Annotated in this window: 19 protein-coding genes and 1 pseudogene; 6 read left to right on the top strand and 14 right to left on the bottom strand. The window is 67.2% G+C overall.

Annotation, left to right across the window (positions count from 1 at the left end; genetic code table 11):
• The first annotated feature begins 81 nt into the window (after positions 1 to 81).
• Complete coding sequence (locus GRF61_RS14975) at positions 82 to 774, top strand: Crp/Fnr family transcriptional regulator (protein ID WP_169151437.1); 693 nt, start codon at positions 82 to 84, stop codon at positions 772 to 774.
• 51 nt (positions 775 to 825) lie between these two features.
• On the opposite strand, the gene GRF61_RS14970 is transcribed toward GRF61_RS14975, so the two are convergent.
• The 7 genes from GRF61_RS14970 to GRF61_RS14940 form a co-directional block, all read right to left on the bottom strand.
• A complete protein-coding gene (locus tag GRF61_RS14970; RefSeq protein ID WP_169151436.1) occupies positions 826 to 2,241 on the bottom strand; it encodes an exonuclease domain-containing protein in 1,416 nt (471 codons plus the stop codon).
• 10 nt (positions 2,242 to 2,251) lie between these two features.
• Complete coding sequence (locus GRF61_RS14965; protein ID WP_169151435.1) at positions 2,252 to 3,046, bottom strand: class I SAM-dependent methyltransferase; 795 nt, start codon at positions 3,044 to 3,046, stop codon at positions 2,252 to 2,254.
• A gap of 40 nt (positions 3,047 to 3,086) precedes the next feature.
• On the bottom strand, positions 3,087 to 3,278 hold the full coding sequence (locus GRF61_RS14960) for a DUF3460 family protein (protein ID WP_169151434.1): 192 nt from the start codon (positions 3,276 to 3,278) through the stop codon (positions 3,087 to 3,089).
• Between the two features lie 73 nt (positions 3,279 to 3,351).
• Complete coding sequence (locus GRF61_RS14955; RefSeq protein ID WP_133594359.1) at positions 3,352 to 5,559, bottom strand: bifunctional (p)ppGpp synthetase/guanosine-3',5'-bis(diphosphate) 3'-pyrophosphohydrolase; 2,208 nt, start codon at positions 5,557 to 5,559, stop codon at positions 3,352 to 3,354.
• Positions 5,560 to 5,582: 23 nt separating this feature from the next.
• Entirely contained in the window at positions 5,583 to 5,798 is a 216-nt protein-coding gene (rpoZ, locus tag GRF61_RS14950; RefSeq protein WP_133594358.1) for a DNA-directed RNA polymerase subunit omega, read from the bottom strand.
• Positions 5,799 to 5,800: 2 nt separating this feature from the next.
• Positions 5,801 to 6,415 (bottom strand): guanylate kinase, encoded by a 615-nt coding sequence (gene gmk / locus GRF61_RS14945; RefSeq protein WP_169151433.1) that lies wholly within the window; start codon positions 6,413 to 6,415, stop codon positions 5,801 to 5,803.
• 11 nt (positions 6,416 to 6,426) lie between these two features.
• Positions 6,427 to 7,293, bottom strand: coding sequence for a YicC/YloC family endoribonuclease (locus GRF61_RS14940; protein ID WP_169151432.1), 867 nt, complete (start codon positions 7,291 to 7,293; stop codon positions 6,427 to 6,429).
• A gap of 94 nt (positions 7,294 to 7,387) precedes the next feature.
• Between GRF61_RS14940 and GRF61_RS14935 the strand changes: the two genes are divergently transcribed.
• Genes GRF61_RS14935 through hemW form a run of 5 tightly spaced genes read left to right on the top strand, consistent with a single transcriptional unit; the run spans position 7,388 to position 11,899 of the window.
• Complete coding sequence (locus GRF61_RS14935; protein WP_169151431.1) at positions 7,388 to 8,335, top strand: serine/threonine-protein kinase; 948 nt, start codon at positions 7,388 to 7,390, stop codon at positions 8,333 to 8,335.
• A 10-nt stretch (positions 8,336 to 8,345) separates the two neighbouring features.
• Positions 8,346 to 9,275, top strand: coding sequence for a PP2C family serine/threonine-protein phosphatase (locus GRF61_RS14930; protein ID WP_169151430.1), 930 nt, complete (start codon positions 8,346 to 8,348; stop codon positions 9,273 to 9,275).
• 14 nt (positions 9,276 to 9,289) lie between these two features.
• Positions 9,290 to 10,015, top strand: a complete 726-nt coding sequence (gene rph / locus GRF61_RS14925; protein ID WP_169151429.1) for a ribonuclease PH — start codon at positions 9,290 to 9,292, stop codon at positions 10,013 to 10,015.
• Between the two features lie 46 nt (positions 10,016 to 10,061).
• A complete protein-coding gene (rdgB, locus tag GRF61_RS14920; protein WP_169151428.1) occupies positions 10,062 to 10,670 on the top strand; it encodes an RdgB/HAM1 family non-canonical purine NTP pyrophosphatase in 609 nt (202 codons plus the stop codon).
• The gene (gene hemW / locus GRF61_RS14915; protein ID WP_169151427.1) at positions 10,667 to 11,899 is read left to right on the top strand and encodes a radical SAM family heme chaperone HemW; all 1,233 of its coding nucleotides are present in this window, start codon (positions 10,667 to 10,669) and stop codon (positions 11,897 to 11,899) included. Before rdgB ends, hemW begins: the two co-directional genes overlap by 4 nt.
• 103 nt (positions 11,900 to 12,002) lie before the next feature.
• Here hemW and sppA read toward each other — a convergent pair whose 3' ends face one another.
• From sppA to GRF61_RS14880, 7 genes and pseudogenes are all read right to left on the bottom strand, one after another.
• On the bottom strand, positions 12,003 to 13,820 hold the full coding sequence (sppA, locus tag GRF61_RS14910) for a signal peptide peptidase SppA (RefSeq protein ID WP_169151426.1): 1,818 nt from the start codon (positions 13,818 to 13,820) through the stop codon (positions 12,003 to 12,005).
• A gap of 46 nt (positions 13,821 to 13,866) precedes the next feature.
• Positions 13,867 to 14,595 carry a tRNA (guanosine(46)-N7)-methyltransferase TrmB gene (gene trmB, locus GRF61_RS14905; protein ID WP_169151425.1) on the bottom strand — a complete coding sequence of 243 codons (729 nt, stop codon included), beginning with the start codon at positions 14,593 to 14,595 and terminating at the stop codon, positions 13,867 to 13,869.
• A complete protein-coding gene (locus GRF61_RS14900; RefSeq protein WP_169151424.1) occupies positions 14,592 to 15,377 on the bottom strand; it encodes a thiazole synthase in 786 nt (261 codons plus the stop codon). Before GRF61_RS14900 ends, trmB begins: the two co-directional genes overlap by 4 nt.
• Before the next feature lie 69 nt (positions 15,378 to 15,446).
• Complete coding sequence (gene thiS, locus GRF61_RS14895; protein WP_133594347.1) at positions 15,447 to 15,650, bottom strand: sulfur carrier protein ThiS; 204 nt, start codon at positions 15,648 to 15,650, stop codon at positions 15,447 to 15,449.
• A gap of 234 nt (positions 15,651 to 15,884) precedes the next feature.
• Positions 15,885 to 17,186, bottom strand: coding sequence for an IS5 family transposase (locus tag GRF61_RS14890; protein ID WP_169151423.1), 1,302 nt, complete (start codon positions 17,184 to 17,186; stop codon positions 15,885 to 15,887).
• A pseudogene (locus tag GRF61_RS14885) lies at positions 17,186 to 18,298 on the bottom strand (IS630 family transposase). Before GRF61_RS14885 ends, GRF61_RS14890 begins: the two are co-directional and overlap by 1 nt.
• 202 nt (positions 18,299 to 18,500) lie before the next feature.
• Positions 18,501 to 18,686, bottom strand: coding sequence for a hypothetical protein (locus GRF61_RS14880; protein ID WP_169151422.1), 186 nt, complete (start codon positions 18,684 to 18,686; stop codon positions 18,501 to 18,503).
• Positions 18,687 to 19,081 lie beyond the last annotated feature (395 nt).

Below are 19,081 nucleotides of genomic sequence, written 5' to 3'. Positions count from 1 at the left end.
TCCAGCGCCCCTTTCGCACGACAGGCGCCGCCCTACACTGGCCGCAAGTCAAAATCTGGACAGGCAGTCACGGAGGTCAGGATGAGCGTCGCTGTAGTCGTGCCGCAACAGGATGTGCTCGGCAGCATCGCGCCCTTCGACCTGCTGGACGACAGCCTGCGCCGGCGCCTGCTGGAACACAGCCGCCCGCAGCACCTGCTGCGCGGCGAAATGCTGCTGCCCGCCGACGGCCACGACGACCAAGTCTTCCTCGTGCTGGAAGGCAGCATAAAGCGCTACCTGCTGTCGGCCACCGGCGCCGAGCTGGTGGTGCAGCTGGCCGGCGCCGGCGACAGCTTCGGCGAGGATGTCGCCTTGCTCGCCCGTGCGCCGCTGGTCACCAACCAGGCGGTGCAGGACAGCCGCCTGCTGCGCCTGCGCGGCAGCGACCTGCGCGCCGCCATGCACGCCAGCCCGGCCTTCGCCGCCGCGCTGAGCGCTCACCTGGCCGAGGCCATGTATGCCCTGCTGGAGAACCTGCAGCAGTGCTTCCAGCGCAACAGCCTGCAGCGGGTGGCGCACTACCTGGCGCGGCTGGCACCAGCCAATGCCGAGCGCTGCGAGATCCGGCTGGAAAGCGACAAGCAGACCATCGCCGCCCAGCTCAACCTGACGCCGGAAACGCTGTCCCGCGCGCTGTCCCGCCTCACCCGCGACGGCACCATCCGGCCGCAGGGCCGACGTGGCGTGGTGGTGAACAAGGTTTCCGAATTGCGGCTGTGCGCCGCTGGCTGAGCCTGCGCTGAAGGCACCGAACGCCATTAAACCCAGCGGCAGCGCGGCAACTCAGCGGGAGAGCGGCTGCACCCTGGCCGCGTTGGCCGGCACCGTCAGCCAGCGCGACAGCAACCGGTAGGCATCCAGATCGAAGGCACGCGGCGCCTCCGCCAGCGCGGGCAGTGCCGCTGCGTCGGCCACCGTGCCGAGGTGGCACCAGGCGTCCAGCAGATGGAAAGCCGTCTGGCCGTTGTCCTCGTTGCGCTCCGCCACCACCACCGGCCCGTTCCAGGGCCAGGCTTTCAGCCCGACGCTGCCGAGCGCGCCCAGCAGGCGGGCATCGTGTTCCTCCGGCCGCTCCTTGCTGGCGCAGACGCCGGCGCAGCGCTTGGCGCGATGCGCATCGCACGGCCCGGTACCCGCCTCCAGCCCCAGGCGCTGCGGACACAGCCGGTAGAGCATGGCCAACTCGCGCAGGCGGTTGTCCGCCTCGGCGCGGTTGCGGAAGGCGCCGAACACGTCGCCGACCCAGCTGCGCGGATCGCTGCCGGCAATCGCCACCCGCTCCAGCACCGGCGGCCGGCGGCGATTGGGCAGCAGGCGCAGGCCGAAGGCGGCGTCGCCATCCGGAATGCGGTTGGCCAGCGGGCGATGGGATTTGAGCAGCGCCAGTTCCAGCAGCAGCGCGCCCAGTTCGCCGGGCGTCTCCACCCACTCCAGTCGGCGCACACGGGCGGCCAGCTCGGCCTCCTTGCCCTTGGCGGCGGCGAACCAGGCGGTGAGCTTGGCGCGCAGGCTGAGTGCCTGGCCGACCAGCAGCGGCGTATCGGTACGGCCGGGCTCGGCCTCCGGCGTGGCGTAGAAGAGATAGACGCCGCAGGCATCCGGCAGGCCGTCCAGCGAGCCTTCCGGCAGCCCAGCCGGGCGCTGCGGCGCCTTCATCGCCTTGACCACCGCCCGCGCCAGCACCTCGGCCGGGAAGGCGCCGCCGGTCATGGCGACGAATTGCTTCAGCACCTCGGTATCACCCATCGCCCGGTGGCGGGCGGCGCAGACGAAGCCGTGGCGCGCGATCAGCGCATCCAGGCCGTGGCGGTGATGCTCCGGGTAGAGCGCGCGGGAGAGTTTGACGGTGCAGAGCACCGGCGCCTCGAACTCCCGCTGTACCCGGGCGAAGGCGTTCTTGATGAAGCCGTAGTCGAAGCGGGCGTTGTGAGCGACGAAGACGCAGCCTTCCAGCCAGCCCGCCAGCGTGTCGGCGATGTCGGCGAAGGCCGGCGCCCGCGCCACCATCTCGTCGGTGATGCCGATGAGGTCCTGGATCATCGCCGGAATCGGAATGCCGGGATGCACCAGCGTTTCCCAGCGCCCGGTCTCGACGCCGCCCTCGATGCGGATCACCGCGACCTCGGTGATGCGGTCGCGCACCGGGTGGGCGCCGGTGGTCTCGACGTCGACGATCACATAGCGGTCGGGCAGCGCCATCGGCAGAAACTCAGTGCGCCGGCTTGCGCCCCAGGTATTCGCGGAACACGCCCAGCGTCAGGGCGCAGTCCACCTCCTCGAAACCGGCGCGGCGCATCGCCTCCAGCACCCGCTCCGGCGGTACCGCGGCCTGGATGGTGTCCCAGTAGTACTCCCACAGCAGCGACACGTCGGCGCTACAGCGCGCCACGCGGGAGAGAACCGGCACCACCGCGCGCAGGTAGAAGCGCAGCATCTGGCGGCCAAAGGCGCTCTGCGGGCGGGTGATCTCCATCACGCACACCCGCCCACCGGGGCGCAGCACCCGCAGGTATTCGGCGAAGGCCTGGTCGAGATCGGCCACATGGCGCAGCGCATAGCCCATGGAGACGAAATCGACTTCCGCCTCCGGCAGCGGGATGGCCTCGGCGCCGGCTTCCAGCGTTTCCACCGAGAGCTTCTTGCGCAGCTCGGCCAGCATGCCGGACGAGGGATCGAGCGCGATCAGGCGGCCGTGGTCGCCAATGATGCGCTGCGCCTCGCGCGCCACCAGGCCGGTGCCGGCGGCTGCATCCAGGACGGCCATGCCGGGTTTCAGGCCGCAGCGCTGCAGGGCACGCCGGCGGTACCAGGCGCCGGAGCCGAGGGCAGTGATGCTCTCGGCGCGGTCGTAGCCGCTGGCGGCGCGGTCAAACAGCTCGCGGGTGGCCGCGCGGCGCTCGCCTTCGGCGGAGAAATAGCGTTGCAGTTGGGGATCGGCCTGCAGCGGGCTGTGCGCTGCAGCGGCCCGCGCAGCGGGGGCGGTGCGGGAAGCGGAATCGCTCATCGACACCGCCCGGCGGGGCCTTCCGGACGGAAACCGGACATCAGTGGTTGTTGCTGTCGTAGTAGTAGGCCTTCACCGGCACCCGCGAATCGCGATTGCGGCGCTGGGTTTCCAGGTCTTGCGGCTTGTCCCACCACAGGGCGCGGCCTTCTTTCTGTTCAACGGCTTCCTGCGGGTGCTTTTCCATCCACTCGCGCATGAACTTGGTGTGCTCGGATTCGTAGATCGCCATGGTCGGCCTCGGATTCGCTTGGGATTCAGGACGGGCGCAATTCTAGCGCAGTACGGTGCCGCCGCAGCCAGGATCAGCCGACGCGGCCGTCACCCTTGACGCGGCCGATGCGGACCACGTCCGGCACGCGGCGCACGCCACGCATCACCCGCGCCAAGTGCATGCGGTCATGCACTTGCAGGGTGAAGCTCAGCGCGATGTAGGCGCCCTGCTCGTTGTCCATGCCGACGTTGAGGATGTTGCATTCCTCTTCGGAGATCACGCTCGCCACCTTGGCCAGCACGCCGCGCACGTTCTTGGTCAGCACCCGGATGGTGACGTCGAACATGCGGTCGTCGCCCGGCTCCCATTCCACGTCCACCCAGCGGCCACGGTCGCCGCGCAGCTTGGCCACCACCGGGCAGTCGTGCAGGTGCACTTCCAGCCCCTGGCCCTTGCGGATGGTGCCGATGATGGGGTCGCCCGGGATCGGGTGGCAGCAGCGCGCCAGCTGCACCGCGATGCCCTCGCTGCCGCGGATGAGGATGGCACCGGCGGGCTTGGGCTTGATCACGTCCGGCCGGCCGGACTCCTGGTCCTGCGCCTGCGACAGGCGGCGAGCGACGATGACCGGCAGGCGCTTGCCCAGGCCGATGTCGGCGAACACTTCCTTCTTGCTGCGCACGCCACGGTCGCGCAGGAAGCGGTCCCAGGCGAAGGTGGAGAGCTGGCCCAGCGTGAGGCCGTAGGGCCGCAGCGCCTGGTTGAGCAGGCGCTCGCCCAGCGCCACCGACTGGTCCTGCTGGGCGTTCTTGAGGAAGTGGCGGATCTGCGCCCGCGCCTTGCCGGTGCGCACATAGGACAGCCAGGCCGGGTTAGGGTTGGCGTGGGCAGCAGTGATGACTTCCACCTGGTCGCCATTGCGCAGCTCGGTGCGCAGCGGCATCAGGTCGCCATTGATGCGACAGGCCACGCAGCGGTTGCCGATGTCGGTATGCACCGCGTAGGCGAAGTCCACCGGCGTCGAACCCTTGGGCAGCGAGAAGATTTTGCCCTTGGGCGAGAAGGCATACACCTCGCCGGGGAAAAGGTCGATCTTGACGTGCTCCAGGAACTCGGTGGCCTCGCCGGAAGTGGATTGCAGCTCGAGCAGCGACTGCAGCCAGGAGTGCGTCTTCTGCTGCAGTTCGGTGAGCGTCTTCTCGTCTTCCTTGTACAGCCAGTGCGAGGCCACGCCGGTTTCCGCGATGTGGTGCATCTCGCGGGTGCGGATCTGCACCTCCACCGGCGTGCCGAAGGGGCCGATCAGCGTGGTGTGCAGCGACTGGTAGCCGTTGGCCTTGGGGATGGCCAGGTAGTCCTTGAACTTGCCCGGCACCGGCTTGTACATCGAGTGCAGCGCGCCCAGCGCGAGGTAACACCCGGGTATGTCGCGCACGATGACGCGGAAGCCGTAGATGTCCAGCACCTGCGAGAAGGACAAGTGCTTTTCCACCATCTTGCGGTAGATGCCGTAGAGGTGCTTCTCCCGCCCCTGCACTTCGGCGGAAATGCCCCACTGCGGCAGCCGTTCCTCGATGGTGGACAGCACCTTGCCGACCACCTCGCGGCGGTTGCCGCGGGCGGCCTTGATGGCCTTGAACAGCACCTTGTAGCGCAGCGGGTACTTGTGCTGGAACGACAGCTCCTGCAGCTCGCGATACAAGTTGTTCAGCCCCAGCCGGTTGGCGATGGGGGCGTAGATTTCCAGCGTCTCGTTGGCGATGCGGCGGCGCTTGGCCGGCCGCACGTAGTCCAGCGTGCGCATGTTGTGCAGGCGGTCGGCCAGTTTGACGAGGATGACCCGCAGGTCGCTCGCCATTGCCAGCAGCATCTTGCGGAAGTTCTCCGCCTGCGCCTCTTCCTGCGAGCGGAACTCGATCTTGTCCAGCTTGGAGAGGCCGTCCACCAGCTCCGCCGCCGCCTTGCCGAAGCGCTCGGAGATCTCCTGCTTGGAGATGTGGGTGTCCTCCATCACGTCGTGGAGGAGCGCGGCGATGAGCGCCTGGGGATCGAGGTTCCAGTCGGCGACGATGTCCGCCACCGCCACCGGATGGGTGATGTAGGGCTCGCCGCTGATGCGGAACTGCCCTTCGTGCGCGGCGGTGGAGAAGTGATACGCCGCCTCGATGCGGGCGACGTCTTCCGGCTTCAGGTAGCTCGCGAGCTTGAGCTTCAGCCGTGCAAAGTTCGCCGCCACTGCGCTTTCGCCCGTGGGCGGAGAGGCAGGCGGCTGGGGGACCGGAATGGCGGCGGCTTCCATTGCGCGTTCCCCCTGCAACGGGGTCAGGCCTGGCCGCGGTTGAGCATCTCGAGGCCGACCTTGCCGGCTGCGATTTCGCGCAGGGCGATCACCGTGGGCTTGTCACGGTCGGCGGAGTCCAGCTCGAGCTGCGGCGTGCCGCCGGCGGTCAGCTGGCGCGCACGGTAGGTCGCCGCCAGGGTCAGCTGGAAGCGGTTCGGGATCCTTTTCAGGCAGTCTTCGACGGTAATACGGGCCATGGTCAGTCCTGTTCGAGAAATGCGAAATACTGCGGATGCCGCAGGTGTTGGTTGCCGTAGCGTAGGCGCGCGGCGCGGACGACTGCAACGAGATCGTCCAATGCAAGTTGCAACTCGTTGTTAATTATAACGTAGTCGAACTCGCCTACATGGCGCATCTCGCCGCGGGCGCCAAGCAGACGGCGGCTGATGACTTCGTCACTGTCAGTGCCGCGGCCGCGCAAGCGGTGCTCCAGTTCCTCCAGCGAGGGCGGCAGGATGAACACGCCCACCGCTTCCGGGAAGGCCTTGCGTACCTGCTGCGCGCCCTGCCAGTCGATTTCCAGCAAGGTGTCGCGCCCGGCCTGGATCTGTTCCCTCAGCCAGACCTTGGAGGTGGCGTAGTAGTTTCCATGCACCTCCGCCCACTCCAGGAACTCGCCGCGGTCGCGCAGCGCGCGGAAGGTGGGCACGTCGACGAAGTGGTACTCGCGGCCGTTCTGCTCGCCGGGGCGCGGCGCGCGGGTGGTGTAGGAGATGGAGAGCTGGACCTGCGGATCGCGATCCAGCAGCCCGCGCACCAGGGTGGTCTTGCCGGCGCCCGAGGGCGCGGTGACGATGAACAGGGTTCCCGGCATGGCGCGCCCTCCTACTCGATGTTCTGCACCTGCTCGCGCATCTGCTCGATCAGGACCTTCAGTTCCATGGCGACGCCGGTGACGTCGGTGGCGGCGGACTTGGAGGCCAGGGTGTTGGCCTCGCGGTTGAGCTCCTGCATCAGGAAGTCCAGCCGCTTGCCGGCGGCGCCGCCGGCCTTGAGGATGCGCTCCACCTCGTCGAGGTGGGTGGACAGCCGCGACAGTTCCTCGGCGACGTCGATGCGCTGGGCGAACAACGCGACTTCCTGGCGGATGCGGTCCTCGTCCAGCGAGGCGACCGCGTCGCGCAGGCGGGCGGTGAGCTTGTCCTGGTACTCGCCGATGATGGCCGGCATGCGCGGCTCCACCTGGGCGACCAGTTCGCGCATGCGGGTGACGCGCTCGCGGATCATGTCGGCCAGCTTCTCGCCCTCGCGCCGGCGGGTGGCCACCAGTTCGTCCAGCGCGGCCTTGGCCAGCGCGGCGATGGCCGGCTGCATCTGCTCGAAGGCCATGCTGTCGTCAGCCAGCATGCCGGGCCAGCGCATGACCTCGGCCACCGACAACGGCGCAGCATCGGCGAACTGCGCCTTCACCGCGGCCTGCGCATCCACCAGCTGGGCCAGCAGCGCGCCATTCAGCGCCAGGCTGCGCGGCGCGGCATCGCTGGTGTGCAGGTTGAGGCGGCACTCCACCTTGCCGCGGGTGAGCCGGGCGGAAAGCTGCTCGCGGATGGCCGGCTCGGCCTGGCGCAGGTCCTCGACGATGCGGAAGGTGAGGTCCAGGTAGCGGGAATTGACGCTGCGCAGCTCGAGATGGAGGCTGACAGGCCCCAGATCGCGGGTCTGCACCGCGAAGCCGGTCATGCTATGGATCATGGGTAAGGGTCTCCGGGGACCTGCGATCGTTTACACTGCAGGCCCCATTCAGGATAAATGTGCCGCGGAAAGCCGAATCTTAGCGCCCCCCAAGATGCCGCCTCAAGCCAACTGCGCCCTGCCCCACGGCTTTCAGCTCGACCAGTACCGTATCGAGCGGCAATTGTCGCTGGGGGGCTTCTCCATCGTTTACCTGGCTTTCGACCAGGACGGCATCCCCGTCGCGATCAAGGAATACCTGCCGAACTCCCTTGCCCTGCGCAAGGATGGCGAGGTGGAGCCGCGGGTTCCGGACGAGAACATGCCGGCCTTCCGCTACGGCATGAAGTGCTTCTTCGAGGAAGGCCGCTCGCTGGCCAAGCTGATGCACCCCAATGTCGTGCGGGTGCTGAATTTCTTCCGCGCCAACAACACGGTGTACATGGTGATGCAGTTCGAGCGCGGCCGCACGCTGCACGACTACATCCAGAAGCACAAGGGCGAGGTGAAGGAGCGTTTCATCCGCGCCATCTTCACCCGCATGCTGAACGGCCTGCGCGAGGTGCATGCGCACAAGCTGCTGCACCTGGACATCAAGCCTTCCAACATCTACCTGCGCAACGACGGCACGCCAGTGCTGCTGGACTTCGGCGCCGCCCGGCAGACGCTGGCGCTGGACCAGCCGATGCTGAAGCCGATGTACACCCCCGGCTTCGCCTCACCGGAGCAGTTCGCCAACCGCGAGGCACTGGGCCCGTGGAGCGACATCTACAGCGTCGGCGCCAGCATGTACGCCTGTATCGTCGGCACCGCGCCGCCGCGCTCGGACGAGCGCGTCAAGCAGGATACCCTGCAGCCCATCACCCGCCAGCACGCCTCCCGCTACAGCCCGCAGCTGCTGGAGCTGGTGGACTGGTGCCTGCGGCTGGACCCGCTGGCACGGCCGCAGAGCGTGTATACCTTGCAGAAGGCACTGATGCAGAAAGAGGCCGGCGAAGCGATGCCGGCGAGCTGGTTCACCGATCTGGGCTCGCGTCTGAAGTCCTTCATCGGCAAGCGTTAGGAGCGCGCCCTTGCGATTCACCATCTACCAGGAAAGCCGGATAGGCCGGCGCAAGACCAATCAGGACCGCATCGCCTACTGCTATTCGCGCGACGCGCTGCTGATGCTGATCGCCGACGGCATGGGCGGCCATCTGCACGGCGAGGTCGCCGCCCACCTGTCGGTACAGTTCATCACCCAGGCTTTCCAGCGCGAGGCCCAGCCGGCGCTGCTGGACCCGGCGCTGTTCCTGTCGCGCACCCTGAGCCGCGCCCACAGCGCCATCCTCGACTACGCCTTCGACAAGAACCTGCCCGAGGCTCCGCGCACCACCATCGTCGCCTGCGTGGTCCAGGAGAATTGCGCCACCTGGGCGCACGCCGGCGATTCCCGCCTCTACCTGTTGCGCCAGGGCCGCGTCGCCGCGCAGACGCGCGACCATTCCCGCGTGCAGCTGATGATGGACCAGGGCCTGCTGGATGCCGAAGGCGCCGCCCGCCACCCGGGGCGCAACCGCATCTACTCCTGCCTCGGCGGCTCGCACCTGCCGCAGATCGAGTTCTCACGCCGAACCCCGCTGCAGGACGGCGACCTCATCGCGCTGTGTACCGACGGCCTGTGGGGGCCGCTGGGCAACGAGGGCGTGGTGCTCGGCCTGCTCGGCGGCAACGTGATGAGCGCGGTGCCCAAGATGATGAGCCGGGCGGAAACCATCGCCGGCGACGGCTGCGACAATCTCTCCATGATCGCCATGGCCTGGCATGAGGACGCCGGCCAGCCGACGCCGGCCGCGGTGTCCACCCAGACCATGGCGCTGGATGACTTCAACACCCGCATGGACACCTTCCAGCGCGGCCGCGGCAGTGCCTCCGGCGCGCCGAACATCGACCTCAGCGACGACGAAATCGAGCGCACCATCGCCGAGATCAACTCGACCATCCAGAAATTCAACCGCAACTGAGCAGGAAATCCCCGATGCGACCCAGCAAGCGCCAAGCCGACGAACTCCGCCCCATCCGCTTCACCCGGGGCTACACCCGCCACGCCGAAGGCTCGGTGCTGGTGGAGTTCGGCGACACCCGCGTCCTCGTCACCGCCAGCGTGGAAGAGAGCGTGCCGCCCTTCCTGCGCGGCAAGGGCCAGGGCTGGCTCACCGCCGAGTACGGCATGCTGCCGCGCGCCACCCACACCCGCAGCGCCCGCGAGGCGGCCAAGGGCAAGCAGAGCGGCCGCACCCAGGAAATCCAGCGCTTGATCGGCCGCAGCCTGCGCGCGGTGGTGGACATGGTCGCGCTGGGCGAACGCCAGATCACCATAGACTGCGACGTGCTGCAGGCCGACGGCGGCACCCGCACCGCCGCCATCACCGGCGCCTGTGTGGCGGTGCATGACGCGCTGAGCCAGCTCGTCGCCAAGGGACTGCTGGCGGCGAACCCGATGAAGGATTTCGTTGCCGCCGTGTCTGTCGGCATCTATCGCGGCGTACCGGTGCTGGACCTGGACTATCCTGAAGATTCGGACTGCGAGACCGACATGAACGTGGTCATGACCGGTTCCGGCGGGCTGGTCGAAGTCCAGGGCACGGCGGAAGGCGCCCCCTTCTCCCGCGCCGAACTCGACGCCCTGCTCGGCCTGGCCGAAAACGGCATCGCCCGGCTGATCGAGCTGCAGAAGGCCGCGCTGGCCGGGGCGTCCGCATGAGCCATCGCCGCCCCCTGCCAACCCAGCGCACCCGGAGGAAGCCGCAGTGAACGCCAAACGCCTTGTCCTCGCCAGCAACAACGCCAAGAAGGCGGTGGAGATGCAGGCCCTGCTGGCGCCGCTCGGCATCGAGGTGGTGGCGCAGGCCACACTGGGCATCCCGGAAGCGGAGGAGCCGCATCCCACCTTCGTCGAGAACGCGCTGGCCAAGGCCCGCCACGCTTCCGCGCTGTCCGGCCTGCCGGCGGTGGCGGACGACTCGGGCCTCTGCGTCGCCGCCCTGGGCGGCGCGCCCGGCGTGCTGTCGGCCCGCTTCGCCGGCGAACCCAAGTCGGACGCGCGCAACAACGCCCTGCTGCTGGAACAGCTGGCCGCCTACGAGGAAGCCGACGAGCGCCGCGCCTACTTCTACTCGGCGGTGGTGCTGGTGCGCCATGCCGACGATCCGCGCCCGCTGATCGCCGACGGCGAATGGCACGGCACCATCCTGCACGCCGCCCGCGGCGAAGGCGGCTTCGGCTACGACCCGCTGTTCTGGCTGCCCGACCTGGAACAGAGCGCGGCTGAACTGGACGCCGCGCTGAAGAACACCCTGAGCCATCGCGGCGCCGCCATGCGCCACCTGCTGGACCGCCTCAAGTACCACCCCTTGTGAACGAACGCCGCATCATCCCCATCGCCCCGGCCGGACGGGGGCTGGATTCCCCCCTTCCGCTGCCGCAACGCCCCCAGCTCAGCGCCCCTCCACCCTTGGCCCTGTATGTGCACTTCCCTTGGTGCGTGCGCAAATGCCCGTATTGCGACTTCAATTCGCACACGGTGCGCGGCGAGGGCAGCACCTTGCCGGAGGCCGAATGGCTGCAGGCGGTGGTGGCCGATCTGGAAGCCTCGCTGCCGCAGGTGTGGGGGCGGCGGGTACACAGCATCTTCATCGGCGGCGGCACGCCCAGCCTGCTCTCCGCCGCCGGCCTGGACACGCTGCTGACCGCCATCCGCATGCGCCTGCCGCTGGACCCGCTGGCGGAAATCACGCTGGAGGCCAACCCCGGAACGGTGGAGGCGGCACGCTTCCGCGACTACCGCGCCGCCGGCATCAACCGTCTCTCCCTCGGCATCCAGAGCTTCGACGACGCCATGCTCGTCCGCCTGGGCCGCATCCACGGCGGCGACGAGGCCAGGCGGGCGATAGAGATCGCCCAGGCCAGCTTCGAGCGCGTCAATCTCGACCTCATGTACGCCTTGCCGGAGCAGAGCCTGGCGCAGGCGCTGGCCGACCTGGAGACGGCGCTGGCCTTCGGCACCGGCCACCTCTCCTGTTATCACCTGACGATGGAGCCGAACACGCCCTTCGGCCACAGCCCGCCGCCGGTGCCGGACGAAGACGCCGCCGCCGACATGCAGGACGCGATCGAAAGCCGGCTGGCCGCGGCCGGCTTCGAGCATTACGAAACCTCCGCCTTCGCCCGCCCCCACCAGCACAGCCGCCACAACCTCAACTACTGGAGTTTCGGCGACTACCTGGGCATAGGCCCCGGCGCCCACGGCAAGCTCTCCAGCCACGAAGGCATCGTGCGCGAGATGCGGCACAAGCACCCCGCACGCTACCTCGAAGGCGCCGCCAAGGGCGATTTCGTGCAGGAAAGGCGGGAGGTGAGCGTGGCAGAGCTGCCCTTCGAATTCATGATGAACACGCTGCGCCTCACCGGCGGTTTCCAGAGCAGCCTGTTCGCCAGCCGCACCGGCCTGCCGCTGGCGGCGGTAGCGGCCGAACTGAAGCAGGCGCAAGCCCAGGGCCTGCTGGAGGTCGGCAACGATTTCATCCGCCCGACCGAGCGCGGCTGCCGCTTCCTCAACGATCTGCTACAGCTGTTCCTGAAGGATTGAGCGCGCCCTAGGCTTGCCGCCCCGACGCGCGCCGACCGCGCTGAAAACACCCCGGTGACGGCGCCGCCGCGGCCCGCGGCAGCGCCTCCTGCTGCAAACCGCCTCAGGGCGCTTCGCAGAAGCAGTGGGTGTAGAGGTTCTGCGGATCATTCCAGCGCAGCAGCTCGGCCGCCTGCGCCTGCAGCCCGTCCAGCATCTGGCCAAGGGCGGAACCAGCGGGCGCCGCCGGCGCCTCCAGGCCGACGCTGGTCAGCAGGCGCTGCAGCAGCACCTGGCTGGTCGAAGCGCCCACCATGGGCCACACCACCTCGTACTCGGTCAGCTTGGCGCGCTTGGCCGCCGCATCCACCGCCGCATCCAGCCCGCCCAGGGAATCGACCAATCCCAGCTTGGCGGCTGCCTCGCCAGTCCACACCCGGCCGCGGGCAACCTTGTCCACTTCCTCCGGCTGCATGTTGCGCGCGGTGCCCACCGTTTCCAGGAAGCGGCGGTAGCCGTGTTCGATGCCGAGCTGCATCGCCTCGGCAGCCGCTTCGTCCAGCGGCCGGCGCGGGTCGAAGGCGCCGGCCAGCGGCGCGGTGGCCACGCCATCCACCGTCAACCCCAGGCGCTTCATCGGCTCGGCGAACTCGGGGAAGATGCCGAAGATGCCGATGGAGCCGGTGAGCGTGGTCGGCGCCGCCCAGATTTCGTCGGCGCCGGTGGCGATCCAGTAGCCGCCGGAAGCGGCCACCGAGCTCATGGAGGCGATCACCGGCTTGCCCGCCCGGCGGGTGAGCTCCAGCTCGCGGCGAATCAGTTCGGAGGCCCAGGCGCTGCCCCCCGGGCTGTCGATGCGCAGCACCAGCGCCTTCACCGCGTCGCTCTCGCGCGCTTCGCGGATCATGCGGGCGAAGGTGTCGCCGCCCACCGAACCGCCGGGCTGCTCGCCATCGACGATGGCGCCCTGCGCCACCAGCACCGCCACCTTGGCCGGCGGGCGCGACAAGCCGCTGCGCACCGCCGCCAGGTAGCCGCCGGTGTCGATCTGGCGATAGTCCTTGCCGCTGCCATCGGCGCCGAAGCGGGCGATGAGGTCTGCCTGCCATTCATCGCGGGAATCCAGCTTGTCCACCAAGCCGACCGTCTTGGCCGCCTTGGCCGCATCGCCGCCGGCCGCCGCCAGCACGTCGCGGTAACCCGTCACATAACCGTCCAGCACGTCCGGAGAGAACCTGCGGGTGACGGCCACGTCGGTGCGGAAGGCGTTCCACAGGGCATCCAGCAAGTCGCGGGAGGATTCGCGGTCCTCTTCGGACATGTCGCTGCGGGTGAAGGGCTCAGAGAAGGACTTGTACTCGCCGACGCGGAACACATGCACCTTCACGCCCAGCGTATCCAGCGCGCCCTTGAAGTAGGTGTTGTAGCGCGCCAGACCGCGCAGCAGCACGAAGCCATCGGACGACATGCGCACTTCGTCGGCGGCGGAGGCGAGGTAATACTGGGCCTGGGTGTAGCGCTCGCCGCGCACCAGCACCGGCTTGCCGGCGCCCTTGAAGGCCAGCACCGCAGCGCGCAGCTCGGCCAGCTTGGACAGGCCGCCTCCACTCAGGCCGTCGGTCTCGATGACCAGGCCGGTGATGCGCTCATCGTCGCGGGCGGCATTGATGGCTTCCAGCAGATCCGGCAGCACCGCCTGCTCGGTGGAAACGCCGCCGTCGCGCAGCACGTTCAGCGGCTCGACCAGTGCCGCCTGCTCCACCAGCGCGCCGGCGGGCCGCAGCACCAGCGCGGCGCCCTGCGGCACGCCCGGCGCCGGCCGCATCAGCACCGCGACCACCGCCACCAGCACCGCCAGCAGCACCAGGTTGAGAGCGGTGCGGCGCACCAGATCCAGGGCCCACCACAGGCCCTTGAATAGACGACCTATCAATCGAAACAAGCTTTCCTCTCCCTACGTAAAGCGCACCGGGGAGGGCGCGCCTGTTTCAGCGGCGGCGGAACACCAGGTCCCAGACGCCATGGCCCAGCTTCAGGCCGCGGTTCTCGAATTTGGTCAGCGGCCGGTAGTCCGGCCGCGGGGCATAGGCTTCGGCGGAGTTCTGCAGCAAGGGTTCCGCCGACAGCACCTCCAACATCCAGACTGCGTATTCTTCCCAGTCAGTGGCGCAGTGGAAATAGCCGCCCGGCGCCAACTTGGCGGCGATCAGGGCAACGAAGTCCGGCTGCAGGATGCGCCGCTTGTGGTGGCGCTTCTTGTGCCAGGGATCGGGGAAGAACAGATGCACGCCGGCGAGCGAACCGTCCGGCACCATGTCGCGCAGCACCTCCACCGCGTCGTGCTGCATGATGCGCACGTTCTGCAGGTCGCCATCCGCCACCAGCTTGCACAGGCTGCCGACGCCGGGGCCATGCACCTCGATGCCGACGAAGTCCTTGTCCGGCATGGAAGCGGCGATCTTCGCCGTGGTCTCGCCCATGCCGAAACCGATCTCGACGATGTGCGGCGCCTGGCGGCCGAAAGCGGCGTCCAGGTCCAGCTTCTCGCTTATGCTGTACTTCAGCCCGATTCGCGGCAGCACCTCTTCCAGACAGCGCTGCTGCGCCACCGACATCCGCCCCTGGCGCAGCACGAAGCTGCGGATGCTGCGGCTGGAGAAGCGCTGCTCCGGGCTGTCCTGGCCGATCAACTCGACCTTTTCATGCTCAACGCTCACGAGCCTATGAGTCCGCTGGTGGGCGAGCTGGGGTCGGCCGTGTAGAACTTGCGCGGCATGCGGCCGGCAAGGAAGGCCTCGCGGCCGGCTTCCACCGCCTTCTTCATCGCGCTCGCCATCAGCACAGGATTACCGGCCTTGGCGATGGCGGTGTTCATCAGCACGCCGTCGCAACCCAGTTCCATCGCGATGGCCGCGTCGGACGCGGTGCCCACGCCGGCATCCACCAGCACCGGCACCTTGGCGTTGTCGATGATCAGTCGCAGGTTCCACGGATTGATGATGCCCAGGCCGGAGCCGATCAGCGACGCCAGCGGCATCACCGCCACACAGCCGATCTCTTCCAGCATCTTGGCCTGGATGGGATCGTCGGCGCAGTACACCATCACCTGGAAACCTTCCTTCACCAGCGTTCCGGCCGCCTTCAGCGTCTCCGGCATGTTGGGAAAGAGGTTCTGCGCATCGCCCAGCACCTCCAGCTTCACCAGGGAATGGCCGTCCAGCAGCTCTCGCGCCAGCCGCAGCGTGCGCACCGCCTCGTCCGCGGAATAGCAGCCGGCGGTGTTCGGCAGGATGGTGTAGCGCTCCGGCGGCAGCACGTCGAGCAGATTGGGCTCGCCCGGGTTTTGGCCAATGTTGGTGCGGCGGATCGCCACGGTGACGATCTCAGCGCCGCTGGCCTCGATCGCCGCCTGCGTCTCGGCGAAATCCTTGTACTTGCCAGTCCCGACCAGCAGCCGGGAGGCATAGGCCTTGCCGGCAATCACCAAGGGCTCGTTCATGATGGGGAAACCTGTCTGTGGAGTTTTGAGGGGCGGGCAGCACCCGCTGGGCGAAAGGCGTCGCGGCCGTCAGCCGCCGCCAACGGCGACGACGATCTCCAGCCTGTCGCCTTCGGCCAGCGCCGTCTCGCCATGCCGCGCTTTGGGCACGATCTCGCCATTGCGCTCGACTGCCAGCCGCTTGCCCGCAAGCTGACGCCGCTCGAGCAGCGCGAGCACGGTAATACCGTCGTCCAGCACTTCTGGCTGGCCGTTGAGAGTGACCTGGATCATGCGGCGACCTGGAACTGTTGCGAGGGCGGATTTTAACACGTGGGGTAAGTGGGCCTGCCACCTATAAACCCGACAACCGCTTGGCCTTCCTGCTGGTCAGCACGACCGGACACCGTGCGCCTGCGCTCTGCTCGCGGCACAGAGAAGCGTTCCCGCCCCCTCCTTTTTGGGTGCACCTCTTGGAAATTGCGCGCCGACCATTCGACCATTCATTAGTCGGTCCTGAATAATTGGTTACGTGGCGAATCCGACCGACGCGGGTTGGTTTTTCGAGGTCGCCGGGAAGGCCGACAAGATTTCCAGAAGAGCCAGAATCTGGGCGCGAAGAAGCTGCAGCTTCCGGAGGATCATCCGCAGGTTATGGCCGGCACCGCAGAGGACGGCATGGAGCGCGTCGCCCAAGCTGCCGCGAAGCCAGTTCCGGCGCGGCAGCCCTTCGTTCTTCATGTGCCCGATCATCGGCTCGATGGCGCTGCGCCGTTTGATGTCCTGCTTGAGTCGGCGGGTGACACCGCGCCGCAACCCACTGCGCCAAACCTTGACGCCCGGCACCTCGGCCCCCTGGTAGCCCTTGTCGACGAAGACTGTCTTTGGTTTCTGCTCCGTGAGGATCTCCACCTGCTCGAGGGCTTCGGCCAGCGTGTGCCCATCGAACGGATTGCCGGGCAGGCTGCGCATGCCCACCACCAAGCCCTCCCGGTGGGTCGTCGCTACCGTCACCTTCACCCCGAACTCGTAGGGTTGCCGGGCTTTGCCCTTGGCAACGCATTCGACTTCCGGGGCATGCAGGCTGTAGAGCTTGTTCTTGTCCTTCGGCTTCTGCTCCAGCAGGCGTCGCACACGGGCCAGAATCGATTCCACCTGGGCGGCCTGCTCCGACGCCACGGTGCTTCGTTGCCGGTCGATGTCGCGCCAGACACGACCCAGCAGGGTGCGCAGTTTCTTCAGCGTTGCCCGCATCCGCTTGTATTGCTTGGCATGGGCGTAGCGTCCGACCTGGCCAGCCAATCTCGGCGCCTGCCGGTTGTAGTTCTGCCGCAGCTTGATGCCGAGTCGGTCGGCAAGCTTCACCAGGTGCTGGCGGCCGCGCTCCAGCAAGCGGCTGTCGGTCGGATACGCGATAGCCTTCTCCATGACCGTCGTGTCGACGACGACTTTCTCCACGCTGGCCGCCTTGATCACCTTGGCCTTCCGGGCCGGCTCGATGGTCACCGTCAGCAGCCATTCCACGCCTGCCTCACCGATGCGCTTGCGCCAGCGCGACAAGGACGAGGGATCGATCGGCGGCTCGTGCTGAAAGTAGATCCCACCGCAAAAGTGCTGCCAGTACGGGTTCTCGAGCCAGGTCCAGATCAGCGCCTCATCGGAACAGGCAAAGGTGTGCTGCAGATAGAGCAGTCCGGCTACGAGCCGGGACGGCGTCGCCGGCCGTCCCCGGCCCGACGGAAAGAGCGGCGCCCATTCCCGCTCGAACACGCTCCAGTCGATCAACTCGGCCAGCTTCACGAGCGGATGATTCCCGTTGATCAGTTCCACTAGTGTGCTGAGTTAGAAATTCGCATACAAAAGCGTTCGACGCTGACGAGGATGTCGTCGGCCGATTTGGTCCATGCGAATGGCTTGGGGTCGTCGTTGTAGCGATCGAGGTAGTCGCGGATGGCCTGCTCGAGTTGGCGGGTCTAAAGGTGGGTGCCGCGACGAATCTGTTTTTCGGTGAGCTCGGCAAACCAGCGTTCGACCTGGTTGATCCAGGAGGCCGAGGTCGGGGTGAAATGAACGTGGAAACGCGGATGACGGGCAAACCAACTTCTGACCTTTGGCGTTTTGTGCGTGCCGTAGTTGTCCATCACCAGATGGATGTCGAGAGCGGCCGGGACGTTGGCTTCGATGGTGCGCAGAAAGGCCAGAAACTCGCTGCTACGGTGGCGTCGGTGCAGTTCCCCGATGACTTCTCCGGTGGCGACATCGAGCGCCGCAAACAAGGTCGTCGTGCCGTGGCGCATATAGTCATGCGTTCGCCGCTCGGGCAGTCCCGGCGCGAGCGGCAGGATCGGCTGGGTGCGATCGAGCGCCTGGATCTGGCTCTTCTCATCGACGCACAAGACCATCGCTTTCACCGGTGGATCCAGATACAGCCCGACGATGTCGCGGACCTTGTCGACGAACAGCGGATCGGTCGAGAGCTTGAAAGTTTCCTGCCGGTGCGGTTGCAGCCCGAAGGCGCGCCAGATGCGGCTGACCGCCGTCTGCGACAACCCCATCTCGCGCGCCATGCCGCGCGTACTCCAATGGGTGGCATTCTTCGGCACCGTTTCGAGTGTCTTGGCAATGACCGCGTCGACGCGGGCATCGTCGATGGTGCGAGGTGCTCCAGAGCGCGGCGCATCGAGCAGGCCGTCGAGCCGATTCGCGGCAAAGCGGTTACGCCATTTCGATACCATCTGCTGCGACACCGACAGCCGTTGCGCGACGATCTTGCTGTCGACACCCGTCGCACACTCGAGAACGATCCGCGACCGCAACGCGAGCGCCTGCGCGGTCTTACGCCGACGCATCCAGGCTTCAAGCTGCTCGCGCTCGCTCTCGTTCAGCACAATCTCCGCCTTCGGTCTGCCCACCGCCGCCTCCTGCTGCAAATCGTACGGCATAAGAGACCAGCGGATGAGCTGTTTGTTCAACAAATTTCTAACTCAGTACACTAGCGGCTAGCGAAACAATTCTCCCGTTTGCGGCCCCTTCGGCTTCGGTCCCATCGGCGATCCGGATTTGCAAGGAAACAGATGAATATTAACCGTTTTTCGGCAATTCCCGCCCGCCGGGACTTGCCTTTTGTGACGTTAAATCAAACCGTTACGAATTGTTCAGAACCGACGAAGTAGTCCTGGTTCTCGGCCGCCAGCAGCGCGAGAGGTCGCGTCCGGCGTAGAGATAGGCTTCGTCGCCGGCCCGCGCGGCGCTCGCCACCAGGGTGAGGTCCTGCCCGGCGGCCAGCGTCAGGCTGCCGCCCGCCTCCACTTCGGCCGCCTGCTGGCGCACCGTGAGGGTTTCGGCATTGATCTTCTTGCGACTGCTCTTGTAGTGGTATTCGCTTTGCGATACGTCGGCCGCGGTCGGCCCATAGCAGAGCTGGATTCAACGGGTTTGCGGCCAGTATGGCGCTAATCCCCTAAGCAAAGGTACGACTATCCAGCATCGGGAAGATCAACTTTCAACATAGAGGCAATACGCTATTAACCCGGCAACAAATTACCAAACAGCTCAGGCGGCATAGCGAATCTTTTCGTGTTTGAAGTACGACCGAATCCGTTCAGGCTGTTTTTGCAGGCTTCGCAGATGCCCGAGCAGTTTGCTTTGCATCGCCTCTGGTGTCCGAACGGGTTCGCCCGCGTTCATGCGAGCCTTCAAGTCGGCATTCAGATACTCATCCGGAT

This window comes from Azoarcus sp. TTM-91 (assembly GCF_012911025.1).
Taxonomy (GTDB): domain Bacteria; phylum Pseudomonadota; class Gammaproteobacteria; order Burkholderiales; family Rhodocyclaceae; genus Azoarcus.
Note: the sequence above shows the minus strand (reverse complement) of the source record. Positions and strands in the feature narration are given on the sequence as shown.